Below are 19,968 nucleotides of genomic sequence, written 5' to 3' on the forward strand. Positions count from 1 at the left end.
GATAAGCGCGCCGGGCGGGCTTATCCGGTTCTAGCACCCCATGGGCTGGAGTGAGGCCGCACCCCGGGCGAAGGACCCCGGGCGCGGAGGAGTGAATGTCATGAATATACGGCTGTTGCTGGTCGCCGTCCCGCTCACGCTGGCGCTGGCCGCGTGCGGAGGCACGGCGCCAAAGGACGACGGCGTGGCCAGCGCCGGCACCTCGTCCGCCGGACCCACGGCCTCCCCGTCGGCGTCGATGGACCCGGAGGAGGCCCAGCTGAAGTTCGCGCAGTGCATGCGCGAGCACGGCATCGACGTGCCCGACCCGCAGAACGGCCAGCTGCGGGTAGAGGTCCCCAAGGGTGTGGGCCGCGACAAGATGGACAAGGCACACAAGGCCTGCCAGCCCATCATGGACGCCGTCGTCCGCGACCACACGCCCAGCCAGCAGGACTACGACCAGATGGTCAAGTTCGCGCAGTGCATGCGGCAGCACGGCGTGGACATGCCCGACCCCAAGCCCGGCGAGGGCCTGCGCTTCGAGATGAGGAACGGCTCGCAGCAGAAGATCGAGGCCGCGCACAAGGCCTGCGAGCAGTACGCGCCCGGCGGCGGCAAGAAGCCAGGGGAAACCTCATGAGGAAGGGGATCCTGCTGAGCGGCGGCACCGTCCTGGCCGTCGCCGCGACGTGGACCGCGGTGGCCGTCATGAACGACGGCGTCCCCGGCGCCGCCACACCCGCCAGACCCCCGGTCCCCGCCACCGCGGACATCGCCCGGCAGGACCTGGTGGAGACCAAGACCGTGGACGGCGCCCTCACCTACGCGGGGGAGCGCCGGGTCGCCTCGGGCGCCTCCGGCACCGTGACGTGGGTGGCCGCCCAGGGAGCGGTGGTCCGCCGCGGCCATCCGCTGCTCAAGGTGGACCGCAGGCCGCTCGTGCTCATGTACGGCAGCCTGCCGCTGTACCGGACCCTGCAGCGCGGCGTGTCCGACGGGCCGGACGTCGAGCAGCTGGAGCGCAACCTCAAGGCGCTCGGGTACGGCGACTACCTCACCGTGGACGACCACTTCAGCTACGCCACCGAGCAGGCGGTCAAGGACTGGCAGGAGGACAGGGGACTGGAGGAGAGCGGGCGGGTGGACGCGGCCCAGGTCGTGTTCCAGCCGGCCGCCGTACGCGTGACCGACGCCAAGGCCGAGGTCGGCGCCAGGACCGCGCCGGGACAGCAGGCGCTCACGGTGAGCGGCATCCGCCGCCTGGTGCACGTGGACCTGGACACCGGCGACCAGTCGCTGGCCCGCAAGGGCGCCAAGGTCACGGTGACCCTCCCCGGCGGCGAGCGGGCCGCCGGCCGGATCACGTCGGTCGGGACGGTCGCGGAGTCCTCCGGGTCCGAACGGGACGCGACCACCACCATCGACGTGGACATCACCCTCGCCAAGCCGCCGCGGACGAAGCTGGACCAGGCGCCGGTCGAGGTGGAGATGGCCAGCGCGCGGCACGCGAACGTGCTGGCGGTGCCGGTCGAGGCGCTGCTGGCGCTGCGCGAGGGCGGCTTCGGGGTCGAGGTGGCGGAGGGCGCGACGAGCCGGATCGTGGCGGTCGAGACCGGGGCGTTCGGCGGCGGCCTGGTCGAGATCAAGGGCGAAGGGCTGGCCGAGGGCATGAAGGTCGGGGTGCCGGTCCAGTGAACGGCCCAGTCAACGGCATCGTCGAGTTGTGCGGGGTGACCAAGACGTACGCCGGAGACGTGCACGCCCTGCGCGGCGTGGACCTGACCATCGACCCGGGAGACCTGCTGGCCATCGTCGGCCCGTCCGGATCGGGCAAGTCCACCATGCTCCACATGATCGGCACCCTCGACCGCCCCACCTCCGGCACCGTGCGCGTCGCCGGCCACGACGTCGCGACCCTGTCGGACCGGGAGCTGTCCGGGCTGCGCTCGCGCACCCTGGGGTTCGTCTTCCAGCAGTTCCACCTCTCGCCCGGCGTCAGCGCGCTCGACAACGTCGCCGACGGCCTGCTCTACACCGGCACGGGCCGCCGCGCCCGCCGCGAACGCGCCGCCGCCGCGCTGGACCGGGTCGGGCTCGGCCACCGGCTCCGGCACCGGCCGTCGGAGCTGTCCGGCGGCGAACAGCAGCGGGTGGCCGTCGCCCGGGCCGTGGCGGGCGACCCGCCGCTGCTCCTGGCCGACGAGCCGACGGGCAACCTGGACTCCCACGCGGGCGCCGACGTCCTGGCCGTCCTGGCGGACCTGCACGAGGCCGGCACCACCGTCGCCGTCATCACCCACGACGCCGAGATCGCCGGCTGGTGCTCCCGTCAGGTACGCCTGCGCGACGGGCTCGTCGTCGACGGTCACGAGCACGACCACCTGAGCCCCGTCGAGCTGCTGAGAGGAGCCGGGCGTTGACCGACCACCACCACCGAGCCGGGGCGCGGCCCGCGCCCGGCCGGCTCAGCCCCGGGGACGTGCTCCGCGTCGGGGCCGCCGGGCTGCGCGCCCGGCCGACGAGGGTGATCCTGTCGGCCCTCGGCATCGCCATCGGCATCGCGACGATGATCGCCGTGATCGGGATCTCGTCCTCCTCCCGCGAGCAGCTCCTGCGCCAGCTCGACAAGCTCGGCACCAACCTCCTCACGGTGGCTCCGGGGCAGACCATGTTCGGGGAGGAGGCCAAGCTGCCGACCGGCGCGCTGGCCATGGTCCAGCGCATCCGCCCGGTCCGGACGGCTGCGGCGACCGGCGGCGTGGAGGCCACCGTACGCCGCAACAACCACATCCCCGAGTCCGTCACCGGCGGCATCGCCGTCCAGGCGGCCAGCACCACTCTCCTGAGCACTTTGGAGGGCTCGGTGACCAAGGGCACCTGGCTCAACGATGCCACCGCCCGCCAGCCTGCCGTCGTCCTCGGCGCGCAGGCCGCCGAACGGCTCGGCCTGGCCAGGACCGGCGTGCAGGTGTGGATGGGCGGCCGCTGGTTCACGGTCGTCGGGATCCTCGGGCCGATGCCGCTGGCTCCGGAGATCGAACGCTCGGCCCTGGTCGGCTTCCCCGCGGCGCGGGAGCTGCTGGGCTTCGACGGCTACCCCACCACCATCTACGAGCGCTCCTCGGACGAGGCGGTCGAGTCGGTGCGCCAGGTGCTGCCCCGCACCGTCAACCCCGAGAACCCGGAGGAGGTCACCGTCAGCAGGCCGTCGGACGCCCTGGCCGCCAAGGCCGCCGCCGCGGGCGCCTTCACCAACCTGCTGCTCGGGCTCGGCGCGGTGGCCCTGCTCGTGGGCGGGGTCGGGGTGGCCAACACCATGGTCATCTCGGTGCTGGAGCGGCGCAAGGAGATCGGCCTGCGCCGCTCGCTCGGAGCCACCCGCGGCCAGGTACGCATCCAGTTCCTGGCCGAGTCGCTGCTGCTGTCCACTTTGGGCGGGGTGGTGGGCGCGGTCCTGGGGGCCCTGGCGACCACGGGTTACGCCCTGTCGCGGGGCTGGCCGCCGGTGGTCCCGCCGTGGGCGCTGGGCGGGGCGGTCGGGGCGACCCTGCTGATCGGGACGCTCGCCGGGCTCTACCCCGCCATGCGGGCCGCCCGCCTGTCGCCCACGGTCGCCCTCGCCACCACCTGAGGGCTCGCTAGGAGAGGAAACCGCGGATCGCGGCCGCGACCTGCTCGGGGCGTCCGCGCTGGTCGGCGTTGCAGGTGGCGCTGTGGTCGAGGCCCTTCAGGTCCACGCGCCGGACATGGGGCAGGACGAGCTCCAGCCCGGCGAGCACGGACTTCAGGTGGGCGGGGCTGCGGGTGCCGCCGAGCAGGAGCACCTCCGCCCCGATCGGCCGGTAGACGTCCAGGCTGCCGGCCGTCTCCGCCACCACCTGCCCGTCGTAGTGCAGCGTCGGGGCCAGCTCCCGGAACGTCGGCTCCCCGTCGACCGCCGCCTTGTCCTGACTTTTCAGCATCATGCCCGTGAGCAGCTCCAGGACCGCCCGCGGCATGACGTTGAAGAACTGCGGCCCCAGCCGCGCCGCCCTCATGCCGGTGACCAGCGCCGCCGGGATCCGGCCGGCCGCGAGCTCCCGGTCGAAGCGCTCCAGCCAGCCGGCCGGGTAGAAGTCGTCGACGTCCAGCGGCGGCTCGAAGACGACGGCCTTGCGCAGGCCGGGCCGTACGAGCGCGGTGCGCAGCGTGACGATGGCGCCCGAGCTCACGCCGACGACGCGGTCCGCCCCGGTCGCGGTGAGCAGCGCGTCGAGGTCCTCGACCTCCCGATCGAGGCGGTAGTCCGGACCGTACGGGCCGCTGCGGCCCCGGCCGCGACGGTCGGGCACGTAGCACGTGAACTCGTCGGCGAGGGCCTGGGCCAGCTCGACGTTGCTGTGGCCGCTCTGCATGACTCCGTGCAGGAGCACCAGCCCGGGGCCGCGGCCGAGCCGGCGGTAGCTGATCGTGGTGCCGTCCTTCGAGGTCACGGCGTCGAGAGTGGTCGTGGTCATGATGGCTCCCCATGGTTCGGTCCGTGAAGGGGAGCCCGGCTATTGTTGCGAGTGCCATCTCGTGTCCGGGGTCCCGCTTCGCGGGCATTTCGGTACGAAGATCTCCCGGCGGCGGTGTTCCCGCACCGCCGCCGGATCGGCCACCGGGCTCGTCGCCGGTCGCCGGGGTCAATCCGCTGTGCTGCCCCTCTCCGCGATGTCCGCCACCTCGGGGGGCAGGTCGCCGGTCTGGTGGAAGGCCCGCCATCCGTCCAGGCCGGGGAACGTGCCGGAGGCCAGCTCGGCCAGCAGCGCGCTCACCCAGCCCGCCTCGGCCTCCCGCATCGCCAGCGCGTACTCGGACTCGAGGAGGAACAGCCTCGGCACCTCCTCCCGGTCCCGCTCCAGCGCCCGGCGCGCGTCCTGGAGCTGCTGCTCCAGCAGCTCCAGGCGCTGCCGCAGCAGCGGCACCACCTCGTCCGGGCCGAGCCCGGCCAGCACCGACAGCCCCGCCTCGAACGCCGACGGCTCCCGCACGGGCGTGGACAGCAGCTCGCGCGTCCAGTCGTCGGCCTCCTCCCGGCCGGCTTCGGTGACGCGGTAGACGGTCCGCTCGGGGCGGGCGCCCTGCCTGCCGCTCTCCACGGCCTCGATCAGGCCGTGCTTCTCCAGGTTGCGGACGACGGTGTAGAGGGATCCCCACTTGATCGGCATGTCCTGGTCCTTGCCGCGCGCCCGTAGCACCGAGGCCATCTCGTACGGGTGCATCGGCCGCTGCCCGGCCACCGTCAGCACGGCCAGAGCCAGCAGGTTCGCGACCCTGCGCCGCTTCGTCATCCGGCTCATCTCCTCGTGGACGAATACTCGTACACGAGCATACGTGCGCGATTATCCGCCACGCAATGGGGAATCGTTGCGCGTCCTGCGTTTGGAGGCGGCGTCGGATCCGGCACTTCGGCGGCGTGACGCGTTCTGCGGTCGGACGCGTCGGGTCGCTGAGCCCGGTGCCTGGCCGGTGTGACGTGTCGAGAGGGCGGCCCGGTGTGCGCCGCGCGTCCTGTGGTCGGAGGCGGCGAGCGGGCGCTTCGGGAAGGCGGCTCGCCGGTGGGCGGCGAGCGGGCGCGGGCGCTTGGGAAGGCGGCTCGCCGGTGGACGGCGAGCGGGCGCGGGCCGTGCCTGAAAGCGGCGGGGTGGGGCGGGAAAGGCGGCGCCGCCCCGGGAGGGGGTCACGTCAGACGGAGTCGGTGACGCCCGGGGCGGCTCGGGTCAGGACATGCTGCTCACGAGGATCACGCCGAGGGCGATGCCGATGATCATCCCGACGCCGGCGGCGACGGCGGCCCACTTGCCCAGCGGCTCGCCCCGCGTGTGGCCGACGATGCCCAGCACGATGCCGGCCAGGCCGAACAGGATCGGGATGAACAGCACGGCCACCACCGCGCAGACGAACCCGATGATCGACAGGACCTGGTTGCTCGGCGGCTGCTTGTAAGGAGGCTGCGGATACGGGGGCGGCTGCGACCACTGGGTGTTGGGATCGTCGCCCTGGGGCGGCGGGTCCTGCGAAGAGGTCACTTGCGGGCTCCTCTCGAGACGTGAACAACATCACACACCGAAGGGCCCGTCCTGTCGAGCCGAACGAACCAGGACATATACCGATTTCAAGCTGCTTCTATGGGATGAGAAAGCTGGGGCGGCAGAGGCCTGGAGTGAACGACGTCCAGCCGGGAGACGGCCCGGGTGAGGGCGACGTACAGCCGGTTCAGGCCGCGCCGCTCGGCTTCGGCGACGGCGGCGGGCTCGGCCAGGATCACGTGGTCGTACTCCAGCCCCTTGGCCAGCGAGGCGGGCAGCACGGTGAGGCGTTCGTCCACGTCCATGCCCTCGTCCCAGAGCGCGGACGTGATCGCCTCGACGTCGGCGTCCGCCGCGATCACCCCGATCGACCCCTCGAACGCCATCGCCTCGCGCGCCGCCTCCACCACGCCCTTCTCCAGCCCGCTCACGTGGGTGACCCGCAGGCGGCCGTCGGAGCGGTACGAGCGCGTCGCGGGCACCTGCGTGCCGAGCGCCGCCAGCAACGTGTTGGCCAGCTCCACCACGGCCGCCGGGACCCTGAAGCCGGTGGTCAGGGCGATGACCTGGCCATCCGGCTTGCCCAGCAGCGCCATGCGCTCCGGCCAGGAGGAGGCCGCCCACGGCGTGGTGCCCTGGGCCAGGTCGCCGAGCACGGTGAGCGAGCCGTGTTCGCTGCGCCTGGCCACGGCCCTGCACTCCATGGGGGACAGGTCCTGGGCCTCGTCCACGATGACGTGGCCGTAGCCGCGCGGGCGCTCGATGAGGGCGGCGATCTCGTCGAGCAGCACGAGGTCGGCCGCCGTCCACTTGGCGCTCTTGACGCTGCGGGGCGGCCTGGCCCAGGTGATCGCCTCCCACTCGGCCCCCGTCAGCGCGCCGTCCCGCCCGCCCTTCGCCGGCCCGCTGTCGCGCGTGCCCTTCGCCGACGCGCCGTCCCGCGTGCCTTCCGCCGGCCCGCCGTCTCGCGTGCCCTCGGTCGGCCCGCTGTCGCGCGTGCCCTCGGCCGGGCCGCGCAGGACTTCGTACAGGACCTCTTCGGGCTTGACGGCGGGCCAGACGGCGTCCAGGAACGGGGTGACGGCGCGGGAGATCTTGCGGGTCCAGGCCGCGCCGGCCGTCTGCCCGCGCGCCTCGGCCTGGCGCTGGATCGCGGCGACCGTCCGGGCCCGCACCCGCTCGCGGCCCACTCCGTACGGCAGAGACTCGCGGCGCGTGTCGTCCACGATGCGGCGCAGCTCCTCCTCAGGCACCCGCCACCGGTACGAGCCGTCCGCCACCGTCACCGGCTCGACCGGCTTCGCAATCCGCCGGTACAGCGCCCCGCGCAGCACCTCGGCCATCCGGACGTCGTGCTTGACCAGCGCGGCGGCCTCGCTGTCGGCGGCGGTGACGGGGAGGGTGACAGAGGCGGAGGCCAGCAGGCGCTCCAGGGTGGTCTGCTCGACGTCCACCTCGCCGAGCGCGGGCAGCACGGCCGAGATGTAGCCGAGGAAGGCCCGGTTCGGGCCGAGCACGAGGACGCCGGAGCGTTCGAGCCGCTGCCGGTGCGCGTACAGCAGGTACGCGGCCCGGTGCAGGCCGACCGCCGTCTTGCCGGTGCCCGGCGCGCCCTGGACGCAGATCGAGGTGTCCAGCTCGGCGCGTACGAGGTCGTCCTGCTCGGGCTGGATGGTGGCGACGATGTCGCGCATGGGGCCGACGCGGGGGCGCTCGATCTCGGCGGCCAGGATGCGCGACTCGCCTTCCTCGCCCCGTTCGAGCCGTTCGTCCTCGAAGCCCGTCAGCGTCGTGCCCGACCAGCCGAAGCGGCGGCGTACCGCGACGCCCTGCGGGTCGCGGGCGCCGGCCCGGTAGAAGGCCCGCGAGACCGGCGCGCGCCAGTCGATCACCACGGGCGGGCCGCCGTGCTCGCCGGTGATGTGCCGCCGGCCGATGTGGTACGCGCGCCCGCGGTGCTCGGCCGAGCTCTGGCCGAAGTCCAGCCGGCCGAAGAACGGCGGGCCCTCGGGCTCCTCGCTCAGCTCCTTGGCCAGGCTCTTGAGGTGGCGGCCGAGCCGCTCGGCGCTGTAGCGGTCGCCGGCCACGGTCTCACCGATGATCACGTTGTCGCGCGCGCCTTCGAGCATCCTGCGCAGTCCGGCCTTGCAGCGTTCGACGTACTGCCTCTCGTCGTCGAGCGTGCCCATCGCGTCCCCCAGAAGCGTTAACTCGGTTAAGAACTTAACCAGGTTAACACTTTGATAGACTGCGTGCCATGACGGGACTACGGGAGATCCAGCGGCAGCGGGTCCACGAGGCCATCTCGACGGCGGCCATCTCGCTCTTCCTGGAGCGCGGCTTCGACGAGGTGCCCGTGACGGAGATCGCGGCGGCGGCGGGGGTGTCGAAGCCGACGCTGTTCAAGTACTTCCCGACCAAGGAGGACCTCGTGCTGCACCGGATCGCCGACCACCAGGGTGAGGCCGCCCGCGTCGTGCGGGGGCGGGAGCCGGGGGAGCGGCCGCTGGAGGCGTTGCGCCGCCACTTCCTCGACGGGCTCGCCCGGCGCGACCCGGTCACCGGGCTCAACGACCATCCGGAGGTGGTGGCGTACCACCGGATGGTGTTCTCGACGCCGAGCCTGGCGGCGCGGTTGTTCCAGCACATGGCGCAGGACGAGGAGGCCCTGGCCGAGGCGCTCGGGGAGATCACCGACGAGCTGACCGCCGGGCTGGTCGCCGGGCAGGTGCTGGCCGCGCAGCGGGTGCTCGCCCGGCGCAACTGGGCGATGCTGGCCGAAGGCCGGCCGATGACGGAGGTCGAGCGGGAGGCGATCCGGGCGGCCGAGCGGGCGTTCTCGCTGCTGCCCGTGTTCACGCCTCGCGAACAGCCCGTTTAGGCAGCTGGCAAGGGGTGTACTTGATACGGAGAGCCTCTTGACCAATTGCAAAAATATGCAATTTGGTGCATTGCGGGGCGCTCTTTACTCGTAGGGAGTGATGGTGAGAGGACCTTTCGCGCACCAAGACGGTTACATTTCCGGACCGGAAGGTAACAGCTCGTGACCGGCGCGCTGACCCTGGCCTGGGGGCGGCTGCGCGCCGTGCTGCCGGAACGCGAGTCGCTGGCGGCCATGTGCCGCCGCCCCCGCCAGGACCTGCTCGCCGGGCTCACGGTGGCGGTCGTCGCGCTGCCGCTGGCACTCGGATTCGGCGTCTCCTCGGGTCTCGGGGCCGCGTCCGGGCTGGCCACGGCCGTCGTCGCCGGGGCGCTGGCGGCCCTGCTCGGCGGCTCCGACCTGCAGGTCTCGGGCACGAGCGGCGCCATGACGGTGATGCTCATGCCGATCTTCGACGCCCACGGCCCCACCGGCGTGCTCACGGTCGGCCTGCTGGCCGGGCTGCTGCTGCTCGCGCTGGCGCTGACCGGCGCCGGGCGCTACATGGCCGTGGTCCCCGCCCCGGTCGTGGCGGGGTTCACCGTCGGCATCGCCTGCGTGATCGGCCTGCAACAGGTGCCCCAGGCACTCGGCGTCCCGCCGGAAAACAGCCACAAGGTCATGATCGTGGCCTGGCACGCCGTCCTCGACTTCCTCGCCCACCCGCACTGGTGGGCCACCTCCGTGGCCGTGGCCGTGGCCGCGGTGGTGCTGGTGGCCGCACGCGTACGGCCGAGCCTGCCGTTCGCGCTGCCCGCCGTGGCCATCGCCACCGTCGCCGCCGAGGTGGCCGCGCTGCCGCTGGCCAGGATCGGCGACCTGCCCACCGGGCTGCCCGCGCCGTCGCTGGGGTTCCTGGATCCGGGCGCGCTGCCGTCCCTGCTCACCCCGGCCGTCGCGGTGGCCGCCCTGGCCGCGCTGGAGTCGCTGCTGTCGGCCAACGTCGCCGACAGCATGACCACCGGACGCCGCCACGACCCCGACCGGGAGCTGTTCGGACAGGGCGTGGCCAACCTCGTCACCCCGCTGTTCGGCGGCATGCCCGGCACGGGCGCCATCGTCCGCACCGCGGTCAACGTCCGCTCCGGCGCCCAGTCCCGGCTCGCGGCGCTGGCCCACGCGGGCATCCTGGCCGCGATCATCTACTCCGCCGCCGGGCTCGTCGCCCGGATCCCGCTGGCCGCGCTGGCCGGGGTCCTGCTGGCCACGTCGGTGCGCATGGTCGACACCGACGCCGTCAAGGCCATGTTCAGGTCCACCCGGGCCGACGCCGTGGTCCTGGTGCTGACGGCCGTCGCCACCCTGATGCTCAACACGGTGGTGGCGGTCATCCTGGGCCTGGTGGTGGCGGGGGCGCTGGCCCTGCGCGCCTTGGCGCGCAACGCCCGCCTCGACGCCGAGCCGCTCCGCCACGACCTGCAGCCCCATCACACCGAGGACGAGCACGCGCTGCTCGCCGAGCACATCGTCACCTACCGCCTGGCCGGGCCGCTGTTCTTCGCCGCGGCCCACCGCTTCCTGACGGAGCTGTCGGAGGTGACGGACGTGTCCGTGGTGGTGCTGCGCCTGTCCCGCGTCACCACCATCGACGCCAGCGGCGCGCTGGTCCTGGGCGACGCGATCGAACGGCTCGAGGGGCGGGGCATCCTGGTGTACGTCTCGGGCATCCCGGACGGCCACCACCAGCCGCTGGAGGCGCTCGGGGTGCTCGCCCGGCTGGACGAGGCGGGGCAGGTGTTCGCCACGACCGACGAGGCCATCGCGGCCGCCCGCGACCGCCTCCACCACACGGGCGTCCTCCCCCACCTGGCCGGCTGACCCCTCCGCCTCCCCCAACCCGCAGGGGGAGGCACCTCACTTCCAGGACATCGGGAGGGGCACGGGGTACGCCCGCCGTGCCCCTCCGTTGACCGTGCGCCGTTCGTTGATCGTGCGGCGTCGGTTGTCGGTGCCGCACCCTCGGGTCGTGGCGCGTGCCCGTCGCCGGAGGGGTGGGCGCCACGGATGGGGACCGGCTCACCAAGATTTCGGACCTGGAGCGCCCGAGCCCTGCACCCCCCGCCACCGCACCGGCGACACTCGGCTCATGACTCGGACTTCCGAACCTCCCCGCGCGCTCCCGGCCGTCGCGCATCGCTGGCCCACCCTGCTCGGGCTGGGCTTCGCCGTCCTCACCCTCCTGGACTTCGAGGACGGCCGCAGCCTGGGGTTCGTCGTCTTCCTGGCAGCCCTCATCTACCTCGGTACGGCGGTCCTCGGCAAGCCCGGCACCGTCTGGGCCCTGTTCGTCATCAGCACCGTGGCGTGGGTGGTGCTGGACCAGCTCGGGATCGACGGCTGGCCCGCCCTGATCGGCGGCGCGGTCTCCCTCATCGTCCTCGGCCTGGTGGGCGGGCTGCTGCGCCAGCCGTTGCTGACGGCCGCGCAGGTCCCGGCCATGCTGGTCTGCGGCGGCGCGGCACTGCTGGCGCTGACCCTGTCGCCCCAGGCCGGCGGCTTCCTGGTCGCGGGGGCGCTGATCGCCCACGGTGCGCAGGACCTGCTCGTGTGGCGGGCCAAGCAGGTCGTGGCGCGGTCGATGGCGGAGTTCTGCATGGTCCTCGACTTCCTGCTCGGCCTGGGCATCGTCGTGCTGAGCCTGTGAATCCGCTGTCGTGCCGAGCCGGTGAAGCCCGCTCGGAAGGGGCGGGTGAAGCACGCTCAGAAGGGGCCGGTGAGCTCGCCGAGCTTGTCGGTCAGCTCCAGGTTCGCCGAGTAGTCGACCGGCACCGCGATCACCGACACCACGTCGTCCGCCAGCGCCTTGCGCAGCGTCGGCAGCAGTTCGTCCGCGTGGGTGATCCGGTAGCCGCGCGCCCCGAAGCTCTCCGCGTACTTGACGAAGTCGGGGTTGCCGAACGTGACGTTGGAGTCGCGCCCCAGCTCCAGGTCCATCTTCCACTCGATCAGCCCGTACGCGCCGTCCTCCCACACCAGCACCACGAACGGGATCCGCTCCCGCACGGCGGTCTCCAGCTCCTGCGAGTTCATCAGGAACGCCCCGTCACCCGTCGCCGCCAGCACCCGACGGCGGGGGAAGGCCAGCTTGGCCGCCAGCGCCCCCGGCACCGAGAAGCCCATGGACGACAGCCCGTTGGAGACCAGCATCGTGTTCGGCTCGTACGTCGGATACATGCGGGCCATCCACATCTTCACCGCCCCCGTGTCCGCCAGCACGATGTCCTCGCGTCCCATCGCCGCGCGGACGTCGGCCACGATCCGGCGCGGTGACAGCGGGAACCCGTCCTCCGAACGCCCCTGCTCCAGCTCCTCCCGCACCATGCGGCGGATCTTCTCGCCGGTGCCGTTGATCTCGAAGCGCCGGTGCACGGCGTCCGCGAGCGCGTGGAGCGACCGCGAGATGTCCCCCTGGACGCCGACCGCCACCGGATAGTGGTCGTCCACCTCGGCGGGGAACTGGTGAATGTGGATGATCTTCTTGTCGCGATGCGGGTTGATCTTGACGGGGTCGAACTCCTGCAGCTCGTACCCCACGCTGATCAGCACGTCCGCCTCGTCGAATCCGAAGTTCACGTAGTCGTGCCGCATGAACCCCACCGCCCCCAGCGCGTGCCGGTGGTCGTCGGGGAAGACGCCCTTGCCGTTGAACGTGGTCGCCACCGGCAGCCCGAGCCGCTCCGAGAAGCGGATCAGCGCCTGAGAGGCCCTGGCGCGCGTGGCCCCGTGCCCGGCCAGCACGATCGGCCGGCGCGCGGTGGCCAGCACGTCGGCCGCGCGGGCGATCTGCGCGGGGGAGGGGTCCTGGGTGCGTACCACGTTGACGGGGAGCGGGCGCAGGTCGTCGGGAACCGGCGCCGACTCGACGTCCTCGGGGATGGCGAGGTAGACGGCGCCGGGACGCTCGGTCTGGGCGGTCTTGAACGCCTTGCGGATCATCTCGGGCAGCGCCTGCGGCGACGGCGCGAGCTCCGACCACTTGGTGATCGGCCTGAACAGCGACACCAGGTCCACCACCTGGTGCGACTCCTTGTAGATGCGGTCGAGCCCGACCTGCGCGCTGATCGCCACCACCGGGGTGCTGTTGGTGGTGGCGTCGGCCACGCCGAGCTGCAGGTTGATCGCGCCGGGGCCGAGCGTGGCCGAGGCCACCCCCGCCCTGCCGGTCAGCCTGCCGTAGATCTCGGCCATGAACGCCGCGCCCTGCTCGTGCCGTACGAGGACGTAGCGGATGGAGGAGTCCTGGAGCGCGTCGACGAAGTGGATGTTCTCCTCGCCGGGGATGCCGAAGACGTACTCGACGCCTTCCGCCTCCAGCGCCTGCACGATGAGCCGGGCCGCGACGGCCTGCGTGGTCATGGGACAAGCCTTCTTTCCTGAACGACTTCGTCCGTGCAAGCGTACGAAGGCCGCCGTTCATTCCGGTGTCCCGGCCCCGCCAGCGGGTATCTAAGCAGCGGCTCCCCGGACTGATCTCGCACCAGGAGAGGACCGGGGGCATGGTGGAGCGACCTTTCCGTCTCGCGCTTCTGGGCGGTTTCCGGCTGCTGGCCGGCGACGAGCAGCTCGCCGTCTCCAACGGCTCCGAGCGGCTGCTCGCGTACATCGCCATCAGCCGCAGGACGGTGCACAGGAACGTGATGGCGACCACCCTCTGGCCCGACGCGCCCGAGCGGCGCGCGCACGCCAACCTGCGCTCCGCGCTGAAACGCCTCGACGAGGTCGGGCGGGCGCTGCTGCACGTCGGGACGACCGAGATCGGGCTGGCCCCGGACACCGGCGTCGACTTCGACGACGCCCGGGCGCTGGCGCAGCGCCTCATCGACCCCACCGTCCAGGCCGAGGAGGCCACCGTCTGCGCGGGGTCCGTCGATGCGCTGGCCAACGGCCTGCTGCCCGGCTGGTACGAGGAATGGGTGCTGGCCGCCGCGGACGAATGGCACCAGCTGCGGCTGCACGCCCTGGAGGCCCTGTCGGCGATCTTCGTCAGGCAGCGGCGGTTCGCCGAGGCCGTGACGGCCGCGAGCGTGGCCGCGCACGCGGATCCGCTGCGGGAGAGCGCGTGCGCCGCGCTCATCGAGGCCCATCTCGCGGAGGGCAACCAGGCCGAGGCGATCCGCCATTTCCGGCTCTACGCGGAGGGCCTGCGGGCCGAGCTCGGCATCGAGCCGACCGCCAGATTGCGGGAGCTGGTCGCCAGCTTGCGCGGCCGCTGAGCGACCCCGGTCACGCTCCGGTCACGCCGACATCACGGTGCGGTGACACGACCCCCTCCACGCTGGGTGGTGACAGAAGGGAGACCGGAATGCGCATCAAGAAAAGCCTGATTCTGGCTGGTCCAGCGCTTCTCACCGCTGTCACACTCGGACCCCTCACGACCCCATCGGCCCAGGCCCTCGCGCAGACCTCCGCGACGAGCCCGCAGACGAGCACCCACGTCGCGAGCAAGCCACCCGAGAAGAGGAAGGCCAAGAAGCAGCAGTACAACATGGGCCGCTCGGCCGGTTACACCGACGGTCGCAGCGCCTGCATGAAGAAGGAGCCCTACAGCCTGAAGTACTCCGGTGGCGGCCCCTACCAGAGGGGCTTCGCCGACGGCTACAACTCGGGCTACCACAGCTGCTAGCGATCTCGGCCACTGAGCTGGACCCCACCCGCGCCCGCGGGGTGGGGTCCACCCCTTTTTCAGCGCAGGCGGGCCACCCCGTCGAGCAGGCGGTCCACGTCGGAGCGGTCGTTGTAGTGGACCAGGCCCGCCCGCACGGCCCCGCCCGAGTCGCGGATGCCGAGCGTGCCGGTCAGCTCCCAGGCGTAGTTGTGGCCGTTCCAGACGTTCACGCCGAGCCGGGCCAGGTGCTCGGCCACCTGGCGCGGGGTGTGCCCGGCCACGTTGAAGTAGGCGGTGGCGGTGCGCCTGGCGGGTTTGCCGTACACCGTGACGTGCGCCATCGTCTCCAGCCCCTCGATCAGCACCGCGAACAGCGCCAGCTCGTGCTCCTCCGCCGCGCTCATCGAGGCCAGCAGGCGCTCGCGGCGGGTGCCCGCGCCCGGGACCATGGCGGCCAGGTGGTCCACGGCCGCCGTCACGCCGGCCAGGTCGGCGAAGGCCACCGTCCCCGTCTCGAACCGCTCCGGCACCGTGTCGGAGGAGGAGGCCAGCTTGTCCGGCCGCAGCGTCTCCAGCAGCGCCGGGTCGGCCACGACCGCGCCGATGTGCGGGCCCGACCACTTGTACGCGCTCGTGGCGTAGAAGTCGGCGCCCAGGGCGCGCATGTCCACCGGGCCGTGCGGGGTGGCGTGCACGCCGTCCACGTACATGAGCGCGCCCGCCCGGTGCGCCAGCTCGGCGATGGCGGCCACGTCGGGACGGGTGCCGAGGATGTTGCTGGCCGCCGTCACCGCGACCAGCCGGGTGCGTTCGCCGATCAGGTCCGCGTACTGCTCCACCGGCAGCTCCCCGGTGACCGGGTCCACCTCGGCCCAGCGTACGGTGGCGCCGATCTGGGTCCAGGGCCGGACGTTCGCGTCATGGTCGAGCCTGGAGAGCACGACCTCGTCGCCCGGCCCCGCGATGGCCCTGGCCAGGCGGTAGGTCAGCGTGGTCATGTTCGGGCCGAGCACCACGCCGTCCGGATGGCCGCCGACCAGGTCGGCCACGGCGGCGCGGCAGGCCGCCACGATGGCGCCGGAGCGGTCGCTGGCGGGGAAGGCGCCGCCGACGTTGCCGATCCCGGCCCGGTAGGCGGCGGAGATGGCGTCTATCACCGGCCGCGGGGTCTGGGTGCCGGCCGCGCCGTCCAGGTAGGCGAAGCCGTCTGCCAGCGCGGGATAGGAGGAACGTACCAAATCAATAGGAAAAGGCATGATAGGTAAATGCTCACCCTCAGAGACCTCAACCGGGCCACTTTGGCCCGCCAGCACCTTCTCGACCGGCACGAGGGTGACGTGGCCGACGTCGTGCACCGGCTGGTCGGCTTGCAGGCGCAGGAGCCGCGGCCGCCGTACCTGGGGGTGTGGTCCCGGCTGGCGGGGTTCGCGCGGGACGACCTGCACGCGGCGCTGCACGCCCGCACGCTGGTGCGGGCCACCATGTGGCGGGCCACGCTGCACCTGGTGACCGCGGCGGACTTCGCCGCGTTCCGTCCGGTGGTGCGGCCCGTGCTGGCCGCCGCCGCGCGCCGCTTCGACGACGTCGACTTCGACGCGGTCGTGGCCGCCGCCGACCGGCTGCTGGCCGCCGGGCCGATGACCTTCAACGAGCTACGGCCCAGGCTGCAGGAGGAGTTCCCGGGCGGGTACGACCGGGCGCTCGGATACGCCGTGCGCATGCTCACTCCGTTGATCATGGTGCCGACGGAGGACCGGTGGAGCTTTCCGCGCGAGTCCGCGTTCGCGCTGCCCGGCATCGCCCTGGAGCCCGCCGGCGTGGAGGCGCTGATCGAGCGCTACCTGGCCGCGTTCGGCCCGGCGACCCCCGCCGACGTGCAGACCTGGTCCGGGCTGGGCGGCCTCAAACGCGTCATGTCCGGCATGGAGCTGGAAAGGCTCACGGACTTCACGGGAAGGGAGCTGTACGACCTGCCCGGCGCGCCGCGGCCCGGGGGCGACGTGCCCGCCCCCGTACGGTTCCTGCCCGACTTCGACACGCTGGTCCTGGGCCACGCGGACCGCACCCGGGTGCTGGCCGACGAGTTCAGGGGCCGGGTCGCCACCAAGAACCTCCGGGTCAAGGCGGTCTACCTGGTGGACGGCTTCGCGGCCGGGACGTGGCAGATCAAGCGCACCGCGAAGAAGGCCACGCTGCTCATCAGCCCGTTCACCTCGGCCTCTCTCGACGTGCTGGAGGAGGAGGGGCTGCGGCTGCTGGCATTCGCCGAGCCCGACGCGGTCCCGTCCCTTGAAGTGACCGACTCTTGAAGTGACCGGCGGAGTCTGATTGGTTCGGGGCGGAGGTGTCACCTATGGCCCAGTTGACCGCCCTGGACGCGCAGTTCCTCCATTTCGAGACCGCGACCAACATCGCCAACATCGCCGGCCTGGCCATCCTCGACGGCGACCTCAACCGCGCCGACCTCCAGGCCCTGCTCGAGCGGCGGCTGCCGTACGTGCCCGCGCTGCGGCGCAAGCTGGCCCCCGTGCCGTTCGGGCTGGACCACCCGTACTGGATGCAGGAGGACGATCTCGACCTCGACTACCACGTACGCGAGATCGGCCTGCCACCGCCGGGCGACGACCGGCAGCTCGCCGACCAGGTCTCGCGGCTGCACGCCCGCCGGCTGGACCGCGGCCGGCCGCTGTGGGAGATCTACCTGATCCACGGGCTGTACGGCGGGCGGATGGGCCTCTACACCAAGATCCACCACGCGGCCGTGGACGGGGTTGGCGGCGCCGACGTCCTGGCCGCTCTCCTGGACATCAGTCCGACGCCCACGCCGCCGCCCGCCGAGGAGCCCTCACGGGACGCCCCGCCTCCCGGGGCCGCGGAGATGGTGGCGCGCGGGCTGGCGAGGCTGGCCGGCAACCCCGCGCTCGCCCTGCGCTTCGCCGCCAGGGCCATGCCGCACCTGGACGAGATCCCCGTCGTGTCCTCGATCCCGGGCAGCCAGGTCGTCTCCTCGCTCGCCCGGCGGCTGGCCGGGGCCGGGCAGGCTCCCGAGCTGCCGGCGCTGCCCGCGCCGAGGACGCCGTTCAGCGGCCCCGTGTCGGGGCACCGGCGCTTCGCGTTCGTGTCGCTGCCGCTGGAGGAGATCAAGCGGGTGCGCAAGGCGTTCGGGGTGACCGTCAACGACGTGGTCATGGCGGTGTGCGCGGGCGCGCTGCGCACGTGGCTGGCCGCGCACGGCGGCGTCCCGCACCAGCCGCTGGTGGCGGGGGTGCCGTTCTCGCTGCGCGCGGCCGGGGTGGAGGGCCCCGGCAACCAGGTGGCGATCATGACCGCGCCGCTGGCCGTGCACGTCGAGGACCCCGTCGCCCGGCTGCACCACGTGCGGCACGCCATGCAGCGGATCAAGGACCGCTTCTCGCTGGCGCCCGCGCGCTGGCTGCGCGAGTTCAGCGAGTCGATGCCGGCCGCGCTCATGGGGCTGGCCGCCCGCTCGGCCTTCTCGCTCGTCGGGCAGACCGCGCCGCCGATCAACGTGGGCGTCTCGAACGTGCCCGGACCCCAGTTCCCCCTGTACGTGTGCGGGGCCCGGCTGCTGACCCACTACCCGGTGTCGGTGATCACGGACGTGAGCGGCGGCGTGAACATCACCGCCTTCTCCTACGACGGCTCCCTCGACATCGGGATCGTCACCGACAGAGAGATGGTGCCGGACGCCTGGGAACTGGCCGCCGACCTGCGTGCGGCCCTCGACGAGCTGCTCCACGCGGAAGCGACCCTGCCGCACTAGCCACGTGCCGGCGGAACTGTCGGTGGCGTGTGGCACCTTGGGAGCGCTGAGGAAAGGAGCATCGCATGTCAACCGCCCGGGAGCTCTACGACGACCTGGTCACCGAGCAACTGGTCCGTCCAGAGGTGAGCCTGGGGCGCATGTTCCACTCCGAGGGCCTCAAGGTCAACGGAAAGGTGTTCGCGTTCTTCTCCAAGGAGCAGCGGGTCGTGCTCAAGCTCCCCGCCGCGCGGGCGGCCGAGCTGGTGGACGAGGGCGCGGCCGACGAGATGATCATGGCGGCCCGGCGGATGCGGGAGTGGGTGTCCCTGCGCACGCCGGACGAGGAGGTCTGGCGCGGCCTGCTGACGGAGGCCGCCACGTACGTCGAGTCCCTGACGCGCTGACACGCCCGCCGGACGGCGGCCGGCTGGGGCCACTCGCGGGCACAGTTGGGTAGCTTGGAAGGAGGCGGCCTGCCAGGTCTCCCGACTTCGCCGTTCCCTCAGACCCCGAGGTGCCGATGGTTTCAGCCCCTACGTCGTAGGTCACCACGTTTCAGCGTCGTGCGTCCAAAGCGAGCGAGGAGTGTGTTTTGTCCGAAGCAGCAGAGGTTCTCGAACTCGACGACAACGTCGCCGACGGTGGCGCGGCCGTCGGCGCCGACTCGGTCAAGGCTTATCTGAAGGAGATCGGCCGCGTGCCGCTGCTCACCGCTGAGCAGGAGATCGACTTGGCCAAGCGCATCGAGGCCGGGCTGTTCGCGCAGGAGCGGCTCGAGACCGAGCCGTGCATGCCCGCCGATCTGCGCGCCGATCTGGAGTGGATCGCCCGGGACGGCGAGATCGCCAGGCGCCGCATGCTGGAGGCCAACCTGCGGCTGGTCGTCTCCATCGCCAAGCGCTACACGGGCCGCGGCATGCTCTTCCTCGACCTGATCCAGGAGGGCAACCTAGGCCTGATCCGGACGATCGAGAAGTTCGACTACCGGCTGGGCTACAAGTTCTCCACGTACGCGACGTGGTGGATCAAGCAGGCCATCACCCGGGCCATGGCCGACCAGGCCCGGACGATCCGCATCCCCGTGCACATGGTCGAGCTGATCAACAAGGTCGCGCGGACGGAGCGCCGCCTGCAGACCGACCTCGGCCGCGAGCCGACGCCCGAGGAGCTGGCCAAGGAGTGCGAGCTCGAGGTCGACCGCGTCATCGAGGTCCAGGGATACGGCCGCGAGCCGATCTCCCTGAGCACGCCGCTGGGCGAGGAGGGCGACAGCGAGTTCGGCGACCTCATCGAGGACACCGAGGCCGTCTCCCCGGCCGACGCGGTCTCGTTCACGCTGCTCCAGCAGCAGTTGCACGCGCTGCTCGACCAGCTCTCCGAGCGCGAGGCGGGCGTGATCAGCATGCGCTACGGCCTCAACGACGGCAAGCCGATGACCCTCGACGAGATCGGCCGCATCTACGGCGTCACCCGCGAGCGCATCCGGCAGATCGAGGCCAAGACGATGTCCAAGCTCCGCCACCCCTCCCGATCGCTGGCGCTGCGCGACTACCTGAGCTGACCCGCGACTGAAAGGCTGCGCAAACGAAGACCCAAGACTGTCGCCACGGACCTGTGGGGGCAGGCGGGCTGTCCTAGATTCCCA

At 72.3% G+C, this 19,968-nt stretch carries 18 protein-coding genes and 1 pseudogene; 13 read left to right on the forward strand and 6 right to left on the reverse strand.

Annotation, left to right across the window (positions count from 1 at the left end):
- The first annotated feature begins 100 nt into the window (after window positions 1-100).
- From AB0L65_RS38260 to AB0L65_RS38275, 4 genes are read left to right on the forward strand one after another with little or no spacing between them, the layout of a single operon-like run.
- Window positions 101-622, forward strand: a complete 522-nt coding sequence (locus AB0L65_RS38260) for a hypothetical protein (protein WP_364255922.1) — start codon at window positions 101-103, stop codon at window positions 620-622.
- Complete coding sequence (locus tag AB0L65_RS38265) at window positions 619-1,677, forward strand: peptidoglycan-binding protein (RefSeq protein WP_364255925.1); 1,059 nt, start codon at window positions 619-621, stop codon at window positions 1,675-1,677. Before AB0L65_RS38260 ends, AB0L65_RS38265 begins: the two co-directional genes overlap by 4 nt.
- Entirely contained in the window at window positions 1,674-2,402 is a 729-nt protein-coding gene (locus tag AB0L65_RS38270) for an ABC transporter ATP-binding protein (protein WP_364255928.1), read from the forward strand. The genes AB0L65_RS38265 and AB0L65_RS38270 overlap by 4 nt, the downstream gene beginning before the upstream one ends.
- Window positions 2,399-3,613, forward strand: a complete 1,215-nt coding sequence (locus AB0L65_RS38275) for an ABC transporter permease (protein WP_364255931.1) — start codon at window positions 2,399-2,401, stop codon at window positions 3,611-3,613. Before AB0L65_RS38270 ends, AB0L65_RS38275 begins: the two co-directional genes overlap by 4 nt.
- A 7-nt stretch (window positions 3,614-3,620) precedes the next feature.
- Here AB0L65_RS38275 and AB0L65_RS38280 read toward each other — a convergent pair whose 3' ends face one another.
- From AB0L65_RS38280 to AB0L65_RS38295, 4 genes are all read right to left on the reverse strand, one after another.
- Window positions 3,621-4,478 carry an alpha/beta hydrolase gene (locus tag AB0L65_RS38280; RefSeq protein WP_364255934.1) on the reverse strand — a complete coding sequence of 286 codons (858 nt, stop codon included), beginning with the start codon at window positions 4,476-4,478 and terminating at the stop codon, window positions 3,621-3,623.
- Between the two features lie 168 nt (window positions 4,479-4,646).
- Window positions 4,647-5,294 (reverse strand): PadR family transcriptional regulator, encoded by a 648-nt coding sequence (locus tag AB0L65_RS38285; RefSeq protein WP_364255937.1) that lies wholly within the window; start codon window positions 5,292-5,294, stop codon window positions 4,647-4,649.
- Between the two features lie 429 nt (window positions 5,295-5,723).
- Complete coding sequence (locus AB0L65_RS38290) at window positions 5,724-6,032, reverse strand: hypothetical protein (RefSeq protein ID WP_364255940.1); 309 nt, start codon at window positions 6,030-6,032, stop codon at window positions 5,724-5,726.
- An 86-nt stretch (window positions 6,033-6,118) separates the two neighbouring features.
- Entirely contained in the window at window positions 6,119-8,221 is a 2,103-nt protein-coding gene (locus AB0L65_RS38295) for an ATP-binding domain-containing protein (protein ID WP_364255943.1), read from the reverse strand.
- Between the two features lie 68 nt (window positions 8,222-8,289).
- On the opposite strand from AB0L65_RS38295, the gene AB0L65_RS38300 reads away from it, so the two are divergent.
- From AB0L65_RS38300 to AB0L65_RS38310, 3 genes are all read left to right on the forward strand, one after another.
- Window positions 8,290-8,913: a TetR family transcriptional regulator gene (locus tag AB0L65_RS38300; protein WP_364255946.1), complete on the forward strand. Its 624-nt coding sequence runs from the start codon at window positions 8,290-8,292 to the stop codon at window positions 8,911-8,913.
- 234 nt (window positions 8,914-9,147) lie between these two features.
- Entirely contained in the window at window positions 9,148-10,770 is a 1,623-nt protein-coding gene (locus AB0L65_RS38305; protein ID WP_364256391.1) for a SulP family inorganic anion transporter, read from the forward strand.
- A 268-nt stretch (window positions 10,771-11,038) separates the two neighbouring features.
- Entirely contained in the window at window positions 11,039-11,596 is a 558-nt protein-coding gene (locus tag AB0L65_RS38310; protein ID WP_364255949.1) for a hypothetical protein, read from the forward strand.
- Window positions 11,597-11,652: 56 nt separating this feature from the next.
- Here AB0L65_RS38310 and AB0L65_RS38315 read toward each other — a convergent pair whose 3' ends face one another.
- The gene (locus tag AB0L65_RS38315) at window positions 11,653-13,308 is read right to left on the reverse strand and encodes an acetolactate synthase large subunit (RefSeq protein WP_350732073.1); all 1,656 of its coding nucleotides are present in this window, start codon (window positions 13,306-13,308) and stop codon (window positions 11,653-11,655) included.
- A 140-nt stretch (window positions 13,309-13,448) separates the two neighbouring features.
- On the opposite strand from AB0L65_RS38315, the gene AB0L65_RS38320 reads away from it, so the two are divergent.
- Entirely contained in the window at window positions 13,449-14,165 is a 717-nt protein-coding gene (locus AB0L65_RS38320; protein WP_355202582.1) for a BTAD domain-containing putative transcriptional regulator, read from the forward strand.
- 89 nt (window positions 14,166-14,254) lie between these two features.
- Complete coding sequence (locus AB0L65_RS38325) at window positions 14,255-14,575, forward strand: hypothetical protein (protein WP_364255953.1); 321 nt, start codon at window positions 14,255-14,257, stop codon at window positions 14,573-14,575.
- A 59-nt stretch (window positions 14,576-14,634) separates the two neighbouring features.
- Here the strand turns inward: AB0L65_RS38325 and AB0L65_RS38330 are convergent, their stop codons facing one another.
- On the reverse strand, window positions 14,635-15,795 hold the full coding sequence (locus tag AB0L65_RS38330) for a cysteine desulfurase-like protein (protein WP_364255956.1): 1,161 nt from the start codon (window positions 15,793-15,795) through the stop codon (window positions 14,635-14,637).
- Window positions 15,796-15,822: 27 nt separating this feature from the next.
- On the opposite strand from AB0L65_RS38330, the gene AB0L65_RS38335 reads away from it, so the two are divergent.
- The 4 genes and pseudogenes from AB0L65_RS38335 to AB0L65_RS38350 form a co-directional block, all read left to right on the forward strand.
- The gene (locus AB0L65_RS38335; protein ID WP_364255959.1) at window positions 15,823-16,866 is read left to right on the forward strand and encodes a winged helix DNA-binding domain-containing protein; all 1,044 of its coding nucleotides are present in this window, start codon (window positions 15,823-15,825) and stop codon (window positions 16,864-16,866) included.
- Window positions 16,867-16,910: 44 nt separating this feature from the next.
- Entirely contained in the window at window positions 16,911-18,341 is a 1,431-nt protein-coding gene (locus AB0L65_RS38340) for a wax ester/triacylglycerol synthase family O-acyltransferase (protein WP_364255962.1), read from the forward strand.
- A 65-nt stretch (window positions 18,342-18,406) separates the two neighbouring features.
- Entirely contained in the window at window positions 18,407-18,727 is a 321-nt protein-coding gene (locus AB0L65_RS38345; RefSeq protein ID WP_350732081.1) for an MmcQ/YjbR family DNA-binding protein, read from the forward strand.
- 176 nt (window positions 18,728-18,903) lie between these two features.
- Window positions 18,904-19,884 (forward strand): annotated as a pseudogene (locus AB0L65_RS38350) (RNA polymerase sigma factor); the annotation flags it as partial.
- Window positions 19,885-19,968 lie beyond the last annotated feature (84 nt).

The organism is Nonomuraea sp. NPDC052116 (genome assembly GCF_040680035.1).
Taxonomy (GTDB): domain Bacteria; phylum Actinomycetota; class Actinomycetes; order Streptosporangiales; family Streptosporangiaceae; genus Nonomuraea; species Nonomuraea angiospora_A.